The sequence below is a fragment of the Streptomyces sp. NBC_00075 genome (genome assembly GCF_045041225.1).
In the GTDB taxonomy this organism is placed as follows: Bacteria; Actinomycetota; Actinomycetes; order Streptomycetales; family Streptomycetaceae; genus Streptomyces; species Streptomyces adonidis.
Window position 1 is genome coordinate 1,838,347 of record NZ_CP108243.1, and the last position, 17,260, is coordinate 1,855,606.

The following is a 17,260-nucleotide window of genomic DNA, read 5'->3' on the forward strand; positions in this document are numbered from 1 at the left end:
ACGCGGCGGGCATGTCCCGTTCCCGGGCCCTGGTCGTGTCGATCAGGCCTCGCGCAGGGCTTTGGCGAGCGTCCCCTCGCCGGCCACCTCGATACGTCCGCCCCGGACCGCGTCCAGCACGCTCACGTCCCCCCGGCCGACCGCCGCACAGGTGCCGGTGTCCATCGACAGCCGGGCGTCGGGCTCCTCGGGGGCGGGCCCGGCGCCGTAGACCGGAACGTCCTCGGCACCGACGTACAGATGGAACTCGCCCTCCTCCAGCCGGACTTCGACGAATCCCCCGCCGCTCACGCTCTCCAGCCCGCGCAGCAGCGGCAGCGCGAACCAGTGGGCCCGTACCGCGTCCGTTGCCCGGCGTTCGGTCAGCTCGGGGGCGCCCCACTCCCCCAGGGCCTGGAGGACGGGCAGCAACTGCCGTCCCCGGGCGGTGAGTTCATAGACGTACGCGGCACCCGGCGGGGGCAGCCGACGCCGGGTCGTCAGGCCGTCGCGTTCCATGTCCTTCAGCCGGGAGGCCAGTACGTCCGTGCTGACGCCCGGGAGATCCGCGTGCAGGTCCGTGTAGCGGCGCGGGCCGGCCAGCAGTTCGCGGACGATCAGGAGGGTCCAGCGGTCGCCTACGACGTCGAGGGCGCGCGCGGTGGAACAGTACTGGTCGTAGCTTCGGCGAGGTGACATGCGACGCAGTCTAGACATGTCGTTGGACTTTCCAAGCTGGAACTTGGTAAAACCAAGCAACACACGAAACCGGAGGGGCGAGCGCGCATGGAGTTCCGGCAGTCGAACAAGCTCAGCGAGGTCTGTTACGAGATCCGCGGCCCGGTGATCGAGCACGCGGACGCGCTGGAGAAGGCGGGCCACAGCGTGCTGCGCCTGAACACCGGCAACCCCGCACTGTTCGGCTTCGAGGCGCCGGAGGAGATCCTCCAGGACATGATCCGCATGCTGCCGCAGGCCCACGGCTACACGGACTCGCGCGGCATCCTCTCCGCCCGCCGCGCGGTCGCCCAGCGCTACCAGACACTCGGCCTGGAGGTCGGCGTCGACGACGTCTTCCTCGGCAACGGCATCTCCGAGCTGATCTCGATGGCCGTACAGGCACTGGTCGAGGACGGCGACGAAATCCTCATCCCCGCCCCGGACTTCCCCCTCTGGACGGCGGTGACGACCCTCGCGGGCGGCAAGGCGGTCCACTACCTCTGCGACGAACAGGCCGACTGGTACCCGGACCTGGACGACATGGCGGCGAAGGTCACCGACCGCACCAAGGCCGTCGTGATCATCAACCCGAACAACCCCACCGGCGCCGTCTACCCGAAGGAGATCATCGAGGGCATCCTCGACCTGGCCCGCCGGCACGGCCTGATGGTCTTCGCCGACGAGATCTACGACCAGATCCTGTACGACGACGCCGTGCACCACTCGGTCGCCGCGCTCGCCCCCGACCTGGTCGTCCTCACCTTCTGCGGGCTGTCGAAGACGTACCGGGTGGCCGGCTTCCGCTCGGGCTGGCTGGTGGTCACCGGCCCGAAGCAGCACGCGAAGAGCTATCTGGAGGGCCTGACGATGCTGGCCTCCATGCGGCTGTGCGCCAACGCGCCCGCGCAGTACGCCATCCAGGCCGCGCTCGGCGGCCGCCAGTCCATCCACGAGCTGACCGCCCCGGGCGGGCGGCTGCACGAACAGCGCACCGTGGCCTGGGAGAAGCTCAACGAGATCCCGGGCGTCTCGTGCGTGAAGCCCAAGGGCTCGCTGTACGCGTTCCCGCGTCTGGACCCCAAGGTGCACAAGATCCACGACGACGAGAAGTTCGTCCTGGACCTGCTCCTCCAGGAGAAGATCCAGGTCGTGCAGGGCACGGGCTTCAACTGGCCCACCCCCGACCACTTCCGCATCCTCACCCTCCCGTACGCGGACGACCTGGACGTGGCGATCAGCCGGATCGGGCGGTTCCTGAGCGGTTATCGGCAGTAGTGGCAGCCGGGCGGTCGACCGCGGTCCGTCATGGGTAACCCTTCCCCATGACGGACCGACCGCTGCTGCTCCTCGACGTCGACGGCCCCCTCAACCCGTTCCGCGCCCGGATCCTGCCTCCACGCGGTTACGTGACCCGCCGGATGCACCCCCCGAACTGGTCGGCCAGGCAGAAGCCGGGCTCCCGGCGGCTCCGGCGCGGTCTGCGGATACGGCTGCACCCCGGCCACGGCGCCCGGCTGCTCGCCCTGCCGTACGACCTGGCGTGGGCGACGGTCTGGATGCACGGGGCGAACAAGATGATCGGCCCGGCGATCGGACTGCCGGCCGACCTGCCGGTCATCGAGTTCACCAATATGTTCGCCGAGGATCCCGACGGGCTGTTCTGGAAGACGCGCCGCGTCGTGGAGTGGGCGGACGGACGCCCCTTCGCCTGGGTCGACGACATGATCACCGACCTCGACGTCCGCCATGTGGCCGAGCATCACCCCGGACAGGCGCTGCTGCTGCGGATCGATCCGCGCAAGGGGCTGCGGGAGCGCGAGTTCGCGGAGCTGGAGCGCTGGGCCCGCGATGTCAGTGGTGGGTCGTAGTCTTCGAACGGGTCGAATCCACCGAATCGGCCCATGATCGAGGAGACCCCTGACCAGGGCGACTCATGACCGGGGAGGAGTCCGCCATGACACGACCGCCGACCGCCGCCCAGCGACGTGTCATCGACGCCGCCGACCCCGTCACCGGCCGGCTGCGGGGTACGGAGTACCAGCTCGCCGCACTGGTGAAGCGCGGCCTCGCCTTCCGGCACCCTCGCCCACCGCACGACCACTTCCTGACGCCGACGGGCCATCGCATACGGGAGGAAGCGCCGCGCACGGACACACCGGCGGCCACCGAGGTCGCGCCTGCCTCCGCCGGGGCGACTGGCGTGTTCGCCGCGCGGGTGGGCGGCGAGGAGGAGATACCGGCCGCCGGGCCCGCCCGGACGCGTGAGGTGCACAGTGCCTGGCAGGGGCTGCTGGAGCTGCGCCGGATGACCAACACGGACGGGGCCGTGGACCGTCCGTGCGGCTGGGAGCGTACGCATCTGGTGCAGGCCGCCGCGCTGGCGCTGGAGGCGGCCGGTCAGCGTCCGGCCGACGGAGGTGGGAGTGGTGGCGGCTATCGGGTGCGGGCGACCCCGCAGCCGGAGGCCGTCGCCGTGCGCGAGCCCGACGGTGACGCGCTGCGGGCCTGCGCGGCCACGCTGGAGAAGGCGGGCTGGCAGGTCGGCGAGCACACCGAGCCGCGTACCGGCGCCCGCTATCTGCTGGCGTCGCCCCGACGGACGTAACAGCTGTTCACACAAAGGCAGTTGACGCCTATGAGCGACCGCTCAGTACGCTGGCTCGGTCATCGTGAAGCCGAGCAGTCGTGAAGGGGAAAGTCGTGGCCGAACCGTTTTCCGTCCCGGTGACCGTGCGCGGGTACGAGACCGATGTGCAGGGGCACCTCAACCAGAGCGTGTACGTCAACTACGCGGAGCACGCCCGCTGGGCGTTGCTCAAGGAGGCCGGGATCAGCCAGTCGGGGCTGATCTCGAAGGGCGTCGGACCGGTGGCCCTGGAGACCACCATCCGGTACCGGCGGGAGCTGCTCGCGGGCGACGAGGTCGAGGTGACGTGCGACTTCGTCTGGGGTGAGGGCAAGACGTTCCGTATCCGGCAGACGATCCGCAAGACCGACGGCACGGTCGCCGCCGAGATAACGGCGGTCGGCGGACTGATGGATCTCAAGGCGCGCAAACTGGTCACCGACCCCAAGGAGTACTTCCGGGCCCTGGCGTCGGAGCCGCAACTCTTCGGACTCTGACCGGTACTCACAGCGACCTCCTACCCGCACCCCACGGCATTCCCAACTTGGCGCGCGACCCTCAACCTCTTCCTTTCGCGCCCTTTTTGGAGTTCACGTGCCGATGATGCACAGAGCCGCCGCCCGCCGTACGCTGCTGGCGGCGCTCGGCGCCACCGCGATCCTCACCACCCAGCGGATCGCGTCCGGTGCGACCACCGACACAACCACGACCGGGCTCGACGACCCGGACAAGAAGGACATCGCGATGCGGCTGGTGTGCAGCGCGGAGAACTCGTCCCTGGACTGGACGGCGCAGTACAAGTACATCCAGGACATCGGCGACGGGCGCGGCTACACCGGCGGGATCATCGGCTTCTGCTCCGGTACGAGCGACATGCTGGCCCTCGTCGAGCTGTACACCGAGCGGGTCCCGGACAACGCCCTGGCCGCTTTCCTGCCCGCCCTGCGCGCGGTGGTCGGCACGGACTCGCACGAGGGCCTCGACCCTGGCTTCCCCACGGCCTGGCGCAAGGCCGCCAAGACGTCCGCGTTCCGTGCGGCCCAGGACGACGAGCGCGACCGTGCCTACTTCACCCCGGCCGTGGCCCGCGCCAAGAACGACGGCGTCGGCACGCTGGGCCAGTTCGTCTACTACGACGCCATGGTCATGCACGGCCCCGGCACGGACGGTGTCTCCTTCGGCGGGATCCGCACACGGGCCCGCTCGAACGCGGCCACCCCGGCCGAGGGCGGCGACGAGACGACGTATCTGAACGCCTTCCTCGACGCCCGGACGTGGGCGATGGAGCAGGAGGCCGCCCACGAGGACACCAGCCGCGTGGACACGGCCCAGCGGGTCTTCCTCGACCAGGGGAACCTGAACCTGGACCCGCCGCTCGACTGGAAGGTGTACGGGGACAGTTACTACATCGGCTGACCGGCCGATGCCGGCCGGCGGTGACAGCAGGACTCCGGCCGAGGGCCGTCCCCCTCGGCCGGAGGTCTTTTCGGGCCCCCTGTTTCAGGCCTGCGCCGCGATGGCCGCCAGCCGCCGGGCTTCGGTACGCGTCGAGCGGGCGATCTCGTCCTCGTCGACGTGCAGCAACCGCCCGTTCTCGACGATCTGTTCGCCGTTGACGAAGGACGCGGTGACCGGGGCCGCCGCGCCGAAGACAAGGGCGGTGACCGGGTCGGCGATCGACGCGTGGGCCAGCGTGTCCAGGTTCCAGAGGACCAGGTCGGCGAGCTTGCCCGGCTCCAGCGAGCCCGTCTCCCTTGCCCGGCCCAGGACTTGGGCTCCGCCGTACGTCCCGAGGCGCAGCGCCTGTCGGGCGTTCAGGGCGGCCTCGCGGTGGGGGCCGAGTCGGTTGATGAGCAGGGCGTTGCGCAGCTCGGTGTGGAGTTCGCCCGACTCGTTGGACGCCGTGCCGTCGATTCCGAGGCCGACCGGGACGCCGGCCGCCAGCATGTCGGGGACGCGCGCGATGCCCGCGGCCAAGCGGGCGTTGGAGGACGGACAGTGGGCCACACCCGTCTTCGTACGGGCGAAGGCGGCGATGTCCGAGTCGTTCATGTGGACGCAGTGCGCCATCCACACGTCCTCGCCGAGCCAGCCCGTCGACTCGAAGTAGTCGGTCGGGCCCATGCCGAACAGCTCCTTGCAGAACTGCTCCTCCTCGACGGTCTCGGAACCGTGCGTGTGCAGCCGTACGCCGAGTCGGCGGGCCAACTCTGCACCCTCACGCAGGAGTTCGGTCGAGACGGAGAACGGTGAGCAGGGGGCCACAGCCACCTGGGTCATGGCGTCGAAGGAGGGGTCGTGGTGCTCGTCGACCGTGGCCTCGGTGGCGGCGAGCGCGCCCTCCAGGGTCTCGACGGCGAAGTCCGGGGGCAGGCCGCCGTCCTTCTCGCTGCGGTCCATGGAGCCACGGGCGAGGGTGAAGCGGACGCCCATCTCGCGGGCCGCGCCGATGATCGCGCCGGACAGGTCGCCGGAGCCCTTCGGGAAGACGTAGTGGTGGTCCATGGCGGTGGTGACTCCGCCTCGGGCCATCATGGCGAGCGAGCCCTGCGCCGCCGCGCGGACCATCGGCTCGTCGATGCGCGCCCAGGTCGGGTAGAGCGCCACCAGCCAGTCGAAGAGGTTGTGGTCGGTGGCCAGGCCCCGGGTGATCCACTGGTAGTAGTGGTGGTGCGAGTTGATCAGGCCGGGGGTGACGAGGTGACCGCTCGCGTCGATGCGCCGGACCACGTCCGTCAGGCCCTCGGGGGCCTTGCCCGCGCCGACCGACTCGATCCGGTTTCCGGCGATCACCACATGACCGGACGCGTACTCGGTGTCGGCCGCGTCCACGGTCGCGACCGCGCAGTTCTCGATGACGATGCGCTGACTCATCGTACGAACGTCCTTAGAGGTCTCAGAGGTTGGGGAGGTCGGCGGGGATGCGCGCCTCGGCGCCGTCGCGCAGGATCGTGCCCTCGATCAGGCCGTACGGCCGGTCGGCGGCGAAGTACACCTCGTTGTCGTTCTTGAGCCCGAAAGGCTTCAAGTCCACAAGGAAATGGTGCTTGTTGGGAAGGGCGAACCTCACCTCGTCGATCTCGTCGCGGTGTTCGACGATCCGCGCGCCCATCTGGAAGAGGGTCTGCTGGAGGGAGAGCGAGTAGGTCTCCGCGAAGGCCGAGAGCAGGTGCTTGCGCGTCTGGTCGTACGACTCCTCCCAGTCCGGCATCTCCTGTGCGTCGTCGGACCAGTTGAAGCGCCAGCGCGCGGACACCTGGGTCGCCAGGATGCGGTCGTACGCCTCGGGGAGCGTCGTGTACTTGTCCTTGACGTAGCCCCAGAACTCGGAGTCGGTCGTGTTCATCACGACCAGGTCCTTGAGCCCGGAGATCACCTCCCACGCCGAACCGTCGTAGGTGATCTGGGTCAGCCGGGTCTCCTGGCCCTGCCGGGCGAAGGAGTGCTCGCCCTCGCCCGCCGCCTCGATCCGCGTCCAGGAGTACTCCTCGATCCGGATGCGCGCCTTCTCGATCGGCTCCTGGCCGGTCACGAAGTGCCGGGCCAGATGGATGCCGAACTGCTCGGCGGAGTCGATGCCGTGCTCCTTGGCGAAGGCGTACACCGTGTTCTTGGTGGTGTCCGTCGGCAGGACGTTCGCGTTCGAGCCGGAGAGGTGGACCTCGTCCATGTCGCCGGAGAGCGACACGGAGACGTTGAGGTCCTTGATGTGGTGGGTGGCGCCGTCGCGGGTGACGCGCACGACGCGGTTCTCGGCCTTGCCGTACTGGTTCTGTCCCAGGATGGGCATAGAGCTAGCTCCCTCGGTATACGGAGTAGCCGAACGGGTTGAGCAGCAGCGGTACGTGGTAGTGCTCGCCCGGTACGACGGCGAACGTGATCGCCACCTCCGGGAAGAACGCTCCCGCCGCACCGCTGTCCCGATTCGCGGGGGCGTCCTGCTGCGCATCGGCCTGGTTCTGCTTCAGCTTCTGTTCCAGATACGGCTCGACCTCGAAGTCGAGCCGCACATGGGTCGTGCCTTCCGGCAGCGCCGGCAGGTCCTTGCACCGCCCGTCCGCGTCGGTCGCGCTGCCGCCGAGCGCCTTCCAGTCCGCATGCCGGCCGCTGCGCGCGGCGAGCCGGACGGCGACACCTGCGGCGGGTCGGCCGACGCTGGTGTCCAGGATGTGCGTGGACACGGAGGCGGTGGTGTCGGTGCTCATGCCTGCTCTTCCTGTACGAGGTTGCCGAGCCGGATGCGGTTGATCTTGCCCAGTTCGGTGCGGACGATCTCGCGCTCCCGCTCCGGCGTGTTCCCGATCCGGTCCCTGACCGCGTCGCGCATCTGCTCGCCGGTGCGGCCGGTCGCACAGATCAGGAAGACATGGCCGAAGCGTTCCTGGTAGGCGAGGTTCAGTTCGAGCATCTCCGCCTTCAGCTCGTCGGAGGCACCGGCCATACCGCGCTGCTCGCGGGCGGAGGTCGGGTCACCGGGCTTGGGGCGGCCGATCGGCGGGTGGCCGGCCATCGCCTCGGCGAGGTCGTCGGCGGTCAGTTCCGTCATCGCCGCGTCGCTCGCCGCGTACAGGTCCTCGGCGGTGGCGTACGGCCGTCCGGCGAGCAGGTGGCGCCCCCAGGCGGCGGAGGCGCAGGCCTCATGGAGGGCGGCGCGGGCCTCGGACTCCTCCAGGGCGTTGAACCGGGCGAGGCCACCAGGGGTCGTACTCGACGTCACGGCAAGCCTCCGTGGCCTTGTGCGTACTGGACGGGCTCCGCACAGCTAACGCCTTCCCGCGACAAGACGTCAACACTTTGTTGAAAATTCCGGGTTACGGCGTCACCCCCGACGGCGTCCCCCGAGGCCCGTCAGGCCTGTTTCTCGCGGTTCAGGTAGTTGTAGACCGTGAAGCGGCTGACCCCGAGGGCGCCTGCCACGGTCTCGACCCCGTGCCGCACGGAGAAGGCGCCGCGCGCCTCGAGTATCCGTACGATCTCCTGCTTGGCCTTGCGGTCCAGTTCGGCCAGCGGCTTGCCGTGCTTGCGCTCCAGGGCGGCCAGGATGTGATCGAGCGAGTCGGCGAGCTGCGGCAGTCGTACGGCGACCACGTCGGCGCCCTCCCAGGCGAGCACGACGTCGTCGGGGCCGGCCTGGCCGGGCGGGACCATCTCGCCGCCCATGGCGTCGACCAGCGGTTTCACGGCCGCGACAAAGGCCGCGCCGGCCGACCCGTCCCCGCCGCCGGTCACTGACCGCCCTCCCCGTCGATCACGTTGACCTGGAGCGAGATCCGGGTCGCGCCGGCTTCCAGGGTCTTGCGCAACAGCGCGTCGAGGGCGGTGAGCACGGCGTCGGCGCGACCCTCGGCGGTGTTGCCGAACGGGCCGACGTCCACCGCGTCCAGATCGGCCGCCTCGATGACCTCGCGGGCGACCAGCGCGTGGGCGGGTGCCTCGTCGAGGTCGAAGGGCTCGGTCGTGAACTCCACTCTCAATCGCACTGTGCCCCCATGGCATCGGCTCCCGGTCGCTCGGGCTCGACCCTAACGGACTCCCCGGCGGCAATCACCAGCGATGCCCGCTCGGGCCGACGACCGTGCCCCCGAGACCACCAACCGGCCTACAGGCGCAGGGAGTTCACCTCCAGGTCAGCATCCGGTGCGGTGTCACGCACCCGGGTGGCACGCCCTCGGCGGGCGAGGGAGACGGCCAGTGCCGCCAGCGCTGCGAGCGTCGCCCAGCAGGCCGCCAGAGCGGGCAGCGGGGTGGCGGCTCCGCCCGCCTGGCGTACGTAGGCGAGTGCGGCCGAGTCGGCGTGAGCGCCCAGCAGTTGGGCCGCGGCGAGCGCGCCCGCGACGAGCACGGCAGCGGCGGCCACGACCGACGACCGGCTGAACCAGAGCGCCGTACCGGCCAGCAGACACAGCACGGAGACGCCGAGCGAGGCGGCCAGTCCGTGTCTCGGCGCGTCGACCCAGTCGAGCGGGAAGTGGGCCGCGGCGCAGAGCAGGACGAGGACTGCGGCGGCGCGGCGGAGCCAGAGGCGGGCCGGCCGCTCCTCGCCCTGCGGTGCGGTGTGCGCGGGGGCGGGCGTGGGTGCGGACGCGGGATTCCGGCCCTGGTCATGGACCTCGCCCTGGCCAGGAGCCTCGCCCTGGGCCTCGTCGAAGCGGCCGATCAGCTGGACGAGGTCTTCCACGGGTCTGCCGGTGGCCGCCGCGTGCAGGGCCTGGGCCTTGGCGTGTGCGGCGTGCGGGGCCGCGTGCAGGAGGGCGACCAGACGGCCGACCTCGGACACGGGCCGCTGCTCGGCGGCCGTCCGGATCGCCTCGTCCATCCGGTCGACGCCGCGCTGCGGCGGGCCCAGCAGTTCCACGAGGCGCGAGACGTCCTCCACGGAACGCGCCACCGCCGCCACCCGCAGGACGGACGCGGCGATCGGCAGGCCGTCGGGCGACTGCTCCAGGAGGGTGACGAGTTGGACGACGTCGTCCAGGGGTCTGGCGACGACCACTGTGCGCACCAGCTCGTCCGTACGTATTCGGGTGACGGGAGGATGTTCGCCTGTTCCGGGGGTCTCCGGGCAGACAGGGAATGGCTCGACGGCCATGTTCGCCTCACAACTTCAGGGCACTGACACACGGGCAACGTGCGCCCCGCTCATATGAACGTTTCACCTGTCTAACCTCCCTCTTCCCGCCCCGCCACTTGGGAGACCGCTCGGGGGAGCCCTCTTGACAAGCTCCGACACCCGGCGGCAATCTTCCAGTAAGCAGAAACATATTTCCATCATACGGAATTAAGATCGCGAAGATCGAACCAAGAGGGGCGTCGACGGCCATGGGATTCACCGAGCAGCGCTTCAACGTCAACCTGTCGATCCTCTTCACGGAACTCCCGCTCCTGGAGCGCCCGGCGGCGGCCCGTGCGGCCGGTTTCACCGCGGTCGAGCTGTGGTGGCCCTGGCTCGACTCCCCCACCCCGGAACAGTCCGAGCTGGACTCCCTGCGGGCCGCGATCGAGGACGCGGGCGTCCGGCTCACCGGTCTGAACTTCTACGCCGGACAGCTGCCGGGCCCGGACCGGGGCGCCCTGTCGGTGCCCGGGGCGGAGTCCGAGCGGTTCCGCGCCAACATCGAGGTGGCCGCCGGTCTGGCCGAGTCGCTCGGCTGCGGCGCCCTCAACGCGCTGTACGGCAACCGGATCGAGGGCGTGGACCCGGCGGAGCAGGACGCGCTGGCGCTGGAGAACCTGGCGCTCGCGGCCCGGGCCGCCGACCGTATCGGCGCGATCCTCCTCGTAGAAGCGCTCAACAGGCCGGAGTCACCCCGGTACCCGCTGGTCAGCGCCCCGGCCGCCGTGGAGGTCGTCGACCGGGTCAACGCGGCGACGGGTCTCGACAACGCCCGTTTCCTGATGGACCTCTACCACCTGTCCATGAACGGCGAGGATCTCCCGTCGGTGATCGACGAGTTCGCCGCGAAGACGGGCCACGTCCAGATCGCCGACAACCCCGGCCGTGGCGCCCCCGGCACCGGCACGCTCCCCCTCGCGGACCACCTCGACCGGCTGCGCAAGGCCGGTTACGCGGGCTGGGTCGGCCTGGAGTACAAGCCGGGCGACCGGCCGAGCGCCGAGGCCTTCGACTGGCTGCCGCGCGAAGCACGCCGAACCCCCTGACACCGCAGAGCAGCAGACCGACAAGGAACCAAAGAGCCAGAGAGGCACCCCATCATGAGCAATCTCCCCCGGGTCGCCTGGATAGGCCTCGGCATCATGGGCTCCCCCATGTCCGAGAACCTGATCAAGGCGGGTTACGACGTCACCGGCTTCACCCTGGAACAGGACAAGCTCGACCGACTGGTCGCCGCCGGCGGCACCGCGGCCGGCTCGATCGCCGAGGCCGTGCGCGACGCCGACGTGGTGATCACGATGGTGCCCGCGTCACCGCAGGTCGAGGCGGTCGCGTACGGCCCCGAGGGCATTCTGGAGAACGTGCGGCCCGGTGCCCTGCTGGTCGACATGTCGTCGATCACCCCGCAGACGTCGGTGGACCTGGCGAAGGCGGCGGCCGAGAAGGGGATCCGGGTGCTGGACGCGCCCGTGTCGGGCGGTGAGGCGGGCGCGGTCGAGGCCGTGCTGTCCATCATGGTCGGCGGCGAACAGGCCGACTTCGACACGGCGAAGCCGATCTTCGAGGCGCTGGGCAGGACCATCGTGCTGTGCGGTCCGCACGGCTGCGGCCAGACGGTGAAGGCCGCGAACCAGCTGATCGTCGCCGTCAACATCCAGGCGTGCGCCGAGGCCGTGGTCTTCCTGGAGAAGTCGGGCGTGGACCTGAGTGCGGCGCTGGAGGTGCTGGGCGGCGGACTGGCCGGCTCGACGGTGCTGGCCCGCAAGAAGGACAACTTCCTGAACCGTGACTTCGCGCCGGGCTTCCGTGTCGACCTCCACCACAAGGACATGGGCATCGTGACGGACGCGGCCCGTACGGTCGGCGCCGCGCTGCCGGTCGGCGCGGTGGTCGCCCAACTCGTCGCGTCCCTGCGCACCCAGGGCGACGGGGGCCTGGACCACTCGGCGCTGCTGCGGGGCGTGGAACGCCTGTCGGGCGCCGAGGCCTGACCCGCCCTCCCTCGATCTTCCGGGCGGCGCCACCGCTGACAACTGTCCTGTCGCGCCCAGGCGTTGGCGCCGCCCGGAAACCCACAGTGCTTCCCCCTGCCCGCGTGGCCCGGTTCCCGATGTGCGGAACGGGTGCGCGGGCAGCACGCTGGGAGCATGGACGTACCCAGCATCGTCGTGCATCCCCCGGCCCTGGACGGATCGAGGCGGGTCACCGCCGGGGACGAGACACTCGGGGTCGCCTCCCACCTCGACGATGTCGTCGAGGCGCTGCGACTCGCCGATCTGGAGTGGATCGACCCCGAGACGAGCGATCTCGTCGAGTGGCAGGGCGGCGGGCCCGAGGACTGGCCGGGGCTCTCGGAGCATCACGGGCAGTGAGGGTGCCGCGCGGGGAGGGCGCTCGTACGGCCGCCTGCGTACGGCGGCTTGCGTACGGCACCTACGCAACCCTCAAATCTAGCTCTGAACACGACCCGGGGGGCTTCAACTGCCGCCGGGTTCGGGCACATTGAGAGCAGCACGGGGAACAACGCACGAGGGAACACCGCACGGGGGAACAACGGGGGAAACAAGAAAGGGGTGCCCAGGCGGGCACCCCTTTCTCGCGTGTCGTCGCGGTCAGACCTTCAGCGGCCTGATCGAGGTCGGCGCGTGCCCCGGTTCGGTCGCGATGTCCTCGAACTCCACCACGTTTCCTATGTCGTTGGTCGTCGACATGGAGATGTTCGTGACGCGTTCCAGGATCGCCTCGACGACCACCGGGACCCGGTGTTCGGCCGCGAGCTTCTTCGCCTGCTCGAAGGCCGTGGCCAGTTCGGCCGGGTCCGTCACGCGGATCGCCTTGCAGCCCAGCCCCTCGGCGACCTTGACGTGGTCGACGCCGTAGGCGCCCAGTTCGGGCGAGTTGAGGTTCTCGAACTCCAGGTTGACCTGGAAGTCGATGTCGAAGGCCCGCTGCGCCTGTCGGATCAGGCCGAGGTAGGAGTTGTTCACCAAAACGTGGACGTACGGGATGCGGTGCTGGGCGCCGACCGCCAACTCCTCGATCATGAACTGGAAGTCGTAGTCCCCGGAGAGGGCGACCACGGACGCCTCCGGGTCGGCGACGGCGACGCCCAGCGCGGCGGGGATCGTCCAGCCGAGGGGGCCCGCCTGGCCGCAGTTGATCCAGTGGCGGGGCCGGTAGACGTGCAGCATCTGGGCGCCGGCGATCTGGGAGAGGCCGATCGTGGTGACGTACCGCGTCTCGGGGCCGAAGGCCTTGTTCATCTCCTCGTACACGCGCTGCGGCTTGATCGGGATGTCGTCGAAGTGGGTACGGCGCTGGAGACGGGCCCTGCGTTCCTGTGTCGCCGCAGCCCAGTCGGAGCGGTCGGGGAGGCCGCCCGCGTCCTTCGACTCCCTTGCCACCGTGACGAAAAGCTCCAGCGCGGCCTTCGCGTCGGAGGCGATGCCGTAGTCGGGGGCGAAGATACGGCCGATCTGGGTGGGCTCGATGTCGACGTGCACGAAGGTGCGGCCGGCCGTGTAGACGTCGAGCCGGCCGGTGTGGCGGTTGGCCCAGCGGTTGCCGATGCCGAGGACGAAGTCGGATTCCAGGAAGGTGGCGTTGCCGTGGCGGTGCGAGGTCTGGAGGCCGACCATGCCGGCGTTCAGCTCGTGGTCGTCGGGCAGCGCGCCCCAGCCCATGAGGGTGGGGACGACCGGGATGCCCGTCAACTCGGCGAACTCGACGAGGAGTTCGGCCGCGTCGGCGTTGATGACGCCGCCGCCGGCCACGATCAGCGGCCGGTGCGAGGCGTTGAGCATCGCGAGCGCCTTCTCGATCTGGGCGCGGGTGGCGGCCGGCTTGTGGACGGGCAGCGGTTCGTAGGTGTCCGGGTCGAACTCGATCTCCGTCTGCTGGACGTCGACCGGCAGATCGACCAGTACCGGCCCCGGGCGGCCCGACCGCATCAGATGGAAGGCCTGCTGGAGGACGCCGGGCACCTGGGCCGCCTCCAGGACGGTGACGGCCATCTTGGTGACCGGCCGGGCGATGGAGGCGATGTCGACGGCCTGGAAGTCCTCCTTGTGGATCACGGCGGTGGGCGCCTGTCCGGTGATGCAGAGGATCGGGATCGAGTCGCCGGTCGCGGAGTACAGGCCTGTGATCATGTCGGTGCCGGCGGGGCCAGAAGTGCCCACGCAGACACCGATGTTGCCGGGGTGGGTGCGGGTGTAGCCCTCGGCCATGTGCGAGGCGCCCTCGACATGGCGGGCGAGGGTGTGACTGATCCCGCCGGAGGCCTGGAGCGCCGCGTAGAAGGGGTTGATCGCCGCGCCGGGCACACCGAACGCGTGCGTGACGCCCTCCCGCTTGAGGATCTCGACTGCCGCGCGGGCAGCGGTCATACGTGCCATGGAGCAACTCCTCGGATTCGTACTCCCGTCGCGCCCCGCGGAGAGTTGAACCTTCCGTGACAGTTTCCGTATTGCGGAATCTACTTTCTGCTATCTGGAAACAATGTAAGTGGGGCCGGAAAGGCCGTCAAGAGACGGACAAGCGGGGGTTCCGTGCAGCACGATGGGGCTCTGACCCCGACATCACGTAGTGGAGTGGGCCATGGCCGAGAGCATGCCGGTGCGATGTCCGGCCTGCCTGCGCGAGCATCTGTACGCGGCACCCTCGTATCCGTGCGCGTGCGGTACGCCCGTCAGCCCGTCGCTCGACGAACGGGCGCCCGCGACAGCCGTCACCCACCGTGTCTGGGACGAGGAGTGGGTCACCGTGCGCTGCTCGGCCTGCGGCCGGGGAGACCAGTGGCCGCACCCCGAACTGGGCTGCCCCTGCGGCACGGTCCTGCGCATTCCGGTGACACGGGCGGCCCAGGACGCTCCCGAAGACCGTCCCCGGCCGACGGACACCCCGCCCCCTCCGAGTGGCACCGCGAAGCTCCCGGGCGTCCTCCGCGCCCCGCGACCCCACCCCTCCGCCCGCCCCCGGCGCGCCTTCCAGCCCGTCACCATCCGCACCGCACGCGACGCCGTCACCGCCGCCGCCCTCTATCTGCGCTGGCTCGGCTACCAGGACATCCGCCGCGCCGACCAGCGCCCCCCGTCCGGCGTCGGCCTGGCCGCACGCGGAGTCCTGGCACAGGTCGACCCGACGGTGAGCCCGGCATCGCTGCGGGACATCGAGTGCCTGTGGCTGACGGCCATGACGGAGTCCTCGAACTGCGTCTACTTCTCCCTCGCCGGCTACGACAGCGACGCCCGAGCCCGAGCCGACACCCTGGGCATCCCCCTCTTCGTCCTCGACCTGACGGGCACGCCGCAGCCGGTCAACAGCCCCGCCGACGACCTGGACGCCACCGGAGTCTGAGCCCGAAAATCCAGATGCCCGAAGCGCACGCCCGCCGGATACTCGGCAAATGCGCATCCGCCCGGCCAGCTCGGCAGAGCTTCCCGTCCTCCGCGCCATCGAACGAGCGGCCGGTGCCCCTTTCCGTACCTTGGCCGCACCCCGAAGGGGCGCGGGGCTGTATCGATATGCGGCTCCGCTGCGGGGCGCGACCAGCCACGACAGCGCAGCACCAAACCGACAACCCCCCACGGCACCCCCCGACATGGCGGAGATCGCCGACGACGAACCGCCCTCCCTCGAAGTCCTGGAGCGATACCGAAAAGCAGGCCACGCCTGGGTAGCCGCCGACGACGAGAACCACCCCGTCGCCTATCTGATCGCAGAACCCGTGGACGGCGCCCTCCACATCGAACAGATCTCCGTCCACCCCGACTTCGCCCACCGCCGCATCGGCGAAGCCCTCCTCGCGTACGCCACCGACCGCGCCGCCGAGGAAGGCCTGACGCACCTCACCCTGACCACGTTCACCGAGGTCCCCTGGAACGCGCCCTACTACGCCCGCCTCGGCTTCCGCACCCTCGACGAGGCCGAACTCACCCCGGGGCTGCGGATGATCCGCGCCGCCGAGGCCGAGCACGGCCTCGACCGCTGGCCGCGCGTCTGCATGCGCAGGCCCTGAAGCAACGTCCAGCACGCAGCGCGTCGTCCGCCGCTTGCGGACCTGGTCGGATGAGCGTTTCAGAGTGTCGGCAGGCCGAGCGCGATGATCGTGGACGACAGTCCCTGCCAGGTGCGTACGTCCCAGTCGGTGAGTTGTTGCCAGCGCTGTAGGCGGTACTTCACGGTGTTCGGATGTACGTGCAGGACGCGGGCGGTCGCGCTGAGCGAGAAGCCGTTCTCGGCGAACCTGAGCACTGTCTCCGCCAGGTCGGGGTGTTGTCGCGCGGCCTCTCTGCGCGGCTCGAGCAGCACCGCGAAGCGTTGCGCGGTGGGTGCCAGGGTGGCGAGCAGCCAGTGGTCGGCAAAGGACTTCACCTGTCCCGGATCCGTCAGCGGCAGCGCCGCTCTCGCGTCCGCCATGCTCATCGCGGCGCCGGGGAGCCCGGTCCGCAACAGGCCGATGCCGAAGCTCGCATCAGGGTTCTGCCGCTGGGCCGCTTCGACCACGGCCTGCGGCGGGATGTCCTGGACCAGGGCGATCATGAGGTTGCCGCGGGTCGCGCAGCGCAGCGTGCCCGGCCACCGGCGGTGCCGCAGATCCATCATGCGCTCGTCGGGCCAGGCCTCGGCCGGTGAGCACAGAGCCTGGAACTCGCCGGCCGGGTCGAAGGTGAGGGCGGCGGCCAGTTGCTCGAGGTCGACGCCTGCGGGCGTGGCGGTGGCAAGGCCGTCGAGGAACTGGTGGGTCAGCCTCAGGAGCGTGGCATCGGCGGCGCGGACGGCGACGCCGTACGCCTCGGCGGCCGCGCTGCTGGAATGCTGCACCCACGTCCAGACCATCCCGACGATCGAGACGAGTTGCGCGACGACCCGGGTGTCGTGCGACTGAGCGCGAGCGAGCAGCACGTTCCACATCTCACGGTAGCCGACGTGGTAGGCCTCGACGAGGGCGTGCAACGGCAGCCCGGTGGCGGCGCGTTCGGCTCCGAGTGCGTGTGCGGCCTCGACCTCTTCGCGGGTGGGCGAGCGGCGTGCGGCCACGCCGGTCAGCAGTCCCTGGTAGTGGCGGGTGACGTCGCGTTCCTGCTGATCGCGGTCCACGATCTGATAGCTCGGGATTTCGAACCGTATGCGGTCGACGATGTTCGGGATCACCGTGGGCAGTTCTGCGGCGAGTGACTCGCAGAGTTCGACGACGGGCTGCCACGTCACGGCGGTGTAGGGCTGTGCCCCGGCCCCCTCGGTCACAGACTCCACCATCCCGATGTGGATTTCATAGTGATCTCTCTCGCGATTGTATGGCAGCTTCCTGTGACCATGCG

The 17,260-nt window shown here is 70.1% G+C and carries 20 protein-coding genes; 10 read left to right on the top strand and 10 right to left on the bottom strand.

Translation table 11 applies throughout. The features are described from left to right. Nucleotides 1-42 precede the first annotated feature (42 nt). Nucleotides 43-678, bottom strand: coding sequence for a winged helix-turn-helix transcriptional regulator (locus OG787_RS07880; RefSeq protein WP_405534667.1), 636 nt, complete (start codon nt 676-678; stop codon nt 43-45). A gap of 87 nt (nt 679-765) precedes the next feature. On the opposite strand from OG787_RS07880, the gene OG787_RS07885 reads away from it, so the two are divergent. The 5 genes from OG787_RS07885 to OG787_RS07905 all read left to right on the top strand — a co-directional run bounded on the left by OG787_RS07885 (nt 766) and on the right by OG787_RS07905 (nt 4,741). After that, complete coding sequence (locus OG787_RS07885; RefSeq protein WP_405534668.1) at nt 766-1,974, top strand: pyridoxal phosphate-dependent aminotransferase; 1,209 nt, start codon at nt 766-768, stop codon at nt 1,972-1,974. A 47-nt stretch (nt 1,975-2,021) separates the two neighbouring features. Next, entirely contained in the window at nt 2,022-2,567 is a 546-nt protein-coding gene (locus OG787_RS07890) for a hypothetical protein (protein WP_369030350.1), read from the top strand. Between the two features lie 86 nt (nt 2,568-2,653). Further along, nucleotides 2,654-3,304, top strand: coding sequence for a hypothetical protein (locus tag OG787_RS07895; RefSeq protein WP_405534669.1), 651 nt, complete (start codon nt 2,654-2,656; stop codon nt 3,302-3,304). Between the two features lie 95 nt (nt 3,305-3,399). Continuing rightward, nucleotides 3,400-3,822, top strand: a complete 423-nt coding sequence (locus tag OG787_RS07900; RefSeq protein ID WP_369030352.1) for an acyl-CoA thioesterase — start codon at nt 3,400-3,402, stop codon at nt 3,820-3,822. 103 nt (nt 3,823-3,925) lie between these two features. Beyond that, nucleotides 3,926-4,741: a chitosanase gene (locus OG787_RS07905; RefSeq protein WP_369030353.1), complete on the top strand. Its 816-nt coding sequence runs from the start codon at nt 3,926-3,928 to the stop codon at nt 4,739-4,741. Between the two features lie 84 nt (nt 4,742-4,825). Here the strand turns inward: OG787_RS07905 and OG787_RS07910 are convergent, their stop codons facing one another. The 7 genes from OG787_RS07910 to OG787_RS07940 form a co-directional block, all read right to left on the bottom strand. After that, nucleotides 4,826-6,199: an 8-oxoguanine deaminase gene (locus OG787_RS07910; RefSeq protein ID WP_405534670.1), complete on the bottom strand. Its 1,374-nt coding sequence runs from the start codon at nt 6,197-6,199 to the stop codon at nt 4,826-4,828. 22 nt (nt 6,200-6,221) lie between these two features. Then, complete coding sequence (gene pucL / locus OG787_RS07915; RefSeq protein WP_405534671.1) at nt 6,222-7,115, bottom strand: factor-independent urate hydroxylase; 894 nt, start codon at nt 7,113-7,115, stop codon at nt 6,222-6,224. A gap of 4 nt (nt 7,116-7,119) precedes the next feature. Beyond that, nucleotides 7,120-7,530, bottom strand: a complete 411-nt coding sequence (gene uraH, locus OG787_RS07920) for a hydroxyisourate hydrolase (RefSeq protein ID WP_369030356.1) — start codon at nt 7,528-7,530, stop codon at nt 7,120-7,122. Further along, nucleotides 7,527-8,042: a 2-oxo-4-hydroxy-4-carboxy-5-ureidoimidazoline decarboxylase gene (uraD, locus tag OG787_RS07925; RefSeq protein ID WP_405534672.1), complete on the bottom strand. Its 516-nt coding sequence runs from the start codon at nt 8,040-8,042 to the stop codon at nt 7,527-7,529. The genes uraH and uraD overlap by 4 nt, the downstream gene beginning before the upstream one ends. A gap of 131 nt (nt 8,043-8,173) precedes the next feature. Then, on the bottom strand, nt 8,174-8,485 hold the full coding sequence (locus tag OG787_RS07930) for a helix-turn-helix domain-containing protein (RefSeq protein WP_235479830.1): 312 nt from the start codon (nt 8,483-8,485) through the stop codon (nt 8,174-8,176). A 65-nt stretch (nt 8,486-8,550) separates the two neighbouring features. Further along, nucleotides 8,551-8,805, bottom strand: a complete 255-nt coding sequence (locus OG787_RS07935) for a hypothetical protein (protein ID WP_369030358.1) — start codon at nt 8,803-8,805, stop codon at nt 8,551-8,553. Between the two features lie 119 nt (nt 8,806-8,924). Continuing rightward, on the bottom strand, nt 8,925-9,827 hold the full coding sequence (locus OG787_RS07940; protein ID WP_369030359.1) for a hypothetical protein: 903 nt from the start codon (nt 9,825-9,827) through the stop codon (nt 8,925-8,927). Nucleotides 9,828-10,144: 317 nt separating this feature from the next. On the opposite strand from OG787_RS07940, the gene OG787_RS07945 reads away from it, so the two are divergent. From OG787_RS07945 to OG787_RS07955, 3 genes are all read left to right on the top strand, one after another. After that, nucleotides 10,145-10,984, top strand: coding sequence for a TIM barrel protein (locus tag OG787_RS07945; protein WP_369030360.1), 840 nt, complete (start codon nt 10,145-10,147; stop codon nt 10,982-10,984). Nucleotides 10,985-11,038: 54 nt separating this feature from the next. Continuing rightward, complete coding sequence (locus OG787_RS07950; RefSeq protein ID WP_405534673.1) at nt 11,039-11,929, top strand: 2-hydroxy-3-oxopropionate reductase; 891 nt, start codon at nt 11,039-11,041, stop codon at nt 11,927-11,929. A gap of 156 nt (nt 11,930-12,085) precedes the next feature. Next, a complete protein-coding gene (locus tag OG787_RS07955) occupies nt 12,086-12,310 on the top strand; it encodes a hypothetical protein (RefSeq protein ID WP_369030362.1) in 225 nt (74 codons plus the stop codon). A 240-nt stretch (nt 12,311-12,550) separates the two neighbouring features. Here the strand turns inward: OG787_RS07955 and gcl are convergent, their stop codons facing one another. After that, nucleotides 12,551-14,335: a glyoxylate carboligase gene (gene gcl, locus OG787_RS07960; RefSeq protein ID WP_405534674.1), complete on the bottom strand. Its 1,785-nt coding sequence runs from the start codon at nt 14,333-14,335 to the stop codon at nt 12,551-12,553. 202 nt (nt 14,336-14,537) lie between these two features. Between gcl and OG787_RS07965 the strand changes: the two genes are divergently transcribed. Both OG787_RS07965 and OG787_RS07970 read left to right on the top strand, forming a co-directional pair. Next, nucleotides 14,538-15,296: a hypothetical protein gene (locus OG787_RS07965; protein ID WP_405534675.1), complete on the top strand. Its 759-nt coding sequence runs from the start codon at nt 14,538-14,540 to the stop codon at nt 15,294-15,296. A 244-nt stretch (nt 15,297-15,540) separates the two neighbouring features. Further along, a complete protein-coding gene (locus OG787_RS07970; protein ID WP_405534676.1) occupies nt 15,541-15,957 on the top strand; it encodes a GNAT family N-acetyltransferase in 417 nt (138 codons plus the stop codon). A gap of 59 nt (nt 15,958-16,016) precedes the next feature. Here OG787_RS07970 and OG787_RS07975 read toward each other — a convergent pair whose 3' ends face one another. Then, nucleotides 16,017-17,198 (bottom strand): PucR family transcriptional regulator, encoded by a 1,182-nt coding sequence (locus tag OG787_RS07975; protein WP_369030366.1) that lies wholly within the window; start codon nt 17,196-17,198, stop codon nt 16,017-16,019. Nucleotides 17,199-17,260: the final 62 nt, after the last annotated feature.

What these genes read in the sequence shown, in the direction of transcription:
- OG787_RS07880 (WP_405534667.1), bottom strand. Translation starts at nt 678, where the DNA reads ATGTCACCTCGCCGAAGCTACGACCAGTACTGTTCCACCGCGCGCGCC.
- OG787_RS07885 (WP_405534668.1), top strand. Translation starts at nt 766, where the DNA reads ATGGAGTTCCGGCAGTCGAACAAGCTCAGCGAGGTCTGTTACGAGATC.
- OG787_RS07890 (WP_369030350.1), top strand. Translation starts at nt 2,022, where the DNA reads ATGACGGACCGACCGCTGCTGCTCCTCGACGTCGACGGCCCCCTCAAC.
- OG787_RS07895 (WP_405534669.1), top strand. Translation starts at nt 2,654, where the DNA reads ATGACACGACCGCCGACCGCCGCCCAGCGACGTGTCATCGACGCCGCC.
- OG787_RS07905 (WP_369030353.1), top strand. Translation starts at nt 3,926, where the DNA reads ATGATGCACAGAGCCGCCGCCCGCCGTACGCTGCTGGCGGCGCTCGGC.
- OG787_RS07910 (WP_405534670.1), bottom strand. Translation starts at nt 6,199, where the DNA reads ATGAGTCAGCGCATCGTCATCGAGAACTGCGCGGTCGCGACCGTGGAC.
- pucL (WP_405534671.1), bottom strand. Translation starts at nt 7,115, where the DNA reads ATGCCCATCCTGGGACAGAACCAGTACGGCAAGGCCGAGAACCGCGTC.
- uraH (WP_369030356.1), bottom strand. Translation starts at nt 7,530, where the DNA reads ATGAGCACCGACACCACCGCCTCCGTGTCCACGCACATCCTGGACACC.
- OG787_RS07930 (WP_235479830.1), bottom strand. Translation starts at nt 8,485, where the DNA reads ATGGGCGGCGAGATGGTCCCGCCCGGCCAGGCCGGCCCCGACGACGTC.
- OG787_RS07945 (WP_369030360.1), top strand. Translation starts at nt 10,145, where the DNA reads ATGGGATTCACCGAGCAGCGCTTCAACGTCAACCTGTCGATCCTCTTC.
- OG787_RS07950 (WP_405534673.1), top strand. Translation starts at nt 11,039, where the DNA reads ATGAGCAATCTCCCCCGGGTCGCCTGGATAGGCCTCGGCATCATGGGC.
- OG787_RS07955 (WP_369030362.1), top strand. Translation starts at nt 12,086, where the DNA reads ATGGACGTACCCAGCATCGTCGTGCATCCCCCGGCCCTGGACGGATCG.
- gcl (WP_405534674.1), bottom strand. Translation starts at nt 14,335, where the DNA reads ATGGCACGTATGACCGCTGCCCGCGCGGCAGTCGAGATCCTCAAGCGG.
- OG787_RS07965 (WP_405534675.1), top strand. Translation starts at nt 14,538, where the DNA reads ATGGCCGAGAGCATGCCGGTGCGATGTCCGGCCTGCCTGCGCGAGCAT.
- OG787_RS07970 (WP_405534676.1), top strand. Translation starts at nt 15,541, where the DNA reads ATGGCGGAGATCGCCGACGACGAACCGCCCTCCCTCGAAGTCCTGGAG.
- OG787_RS07975 (WP_369030366.1), bottom strand. Translation starts at nt 17,198, where the DNA reads ATGGTGGAGTCTGTGACCGAGGGGGCCGGGGCACAGCCCTACACCGCC.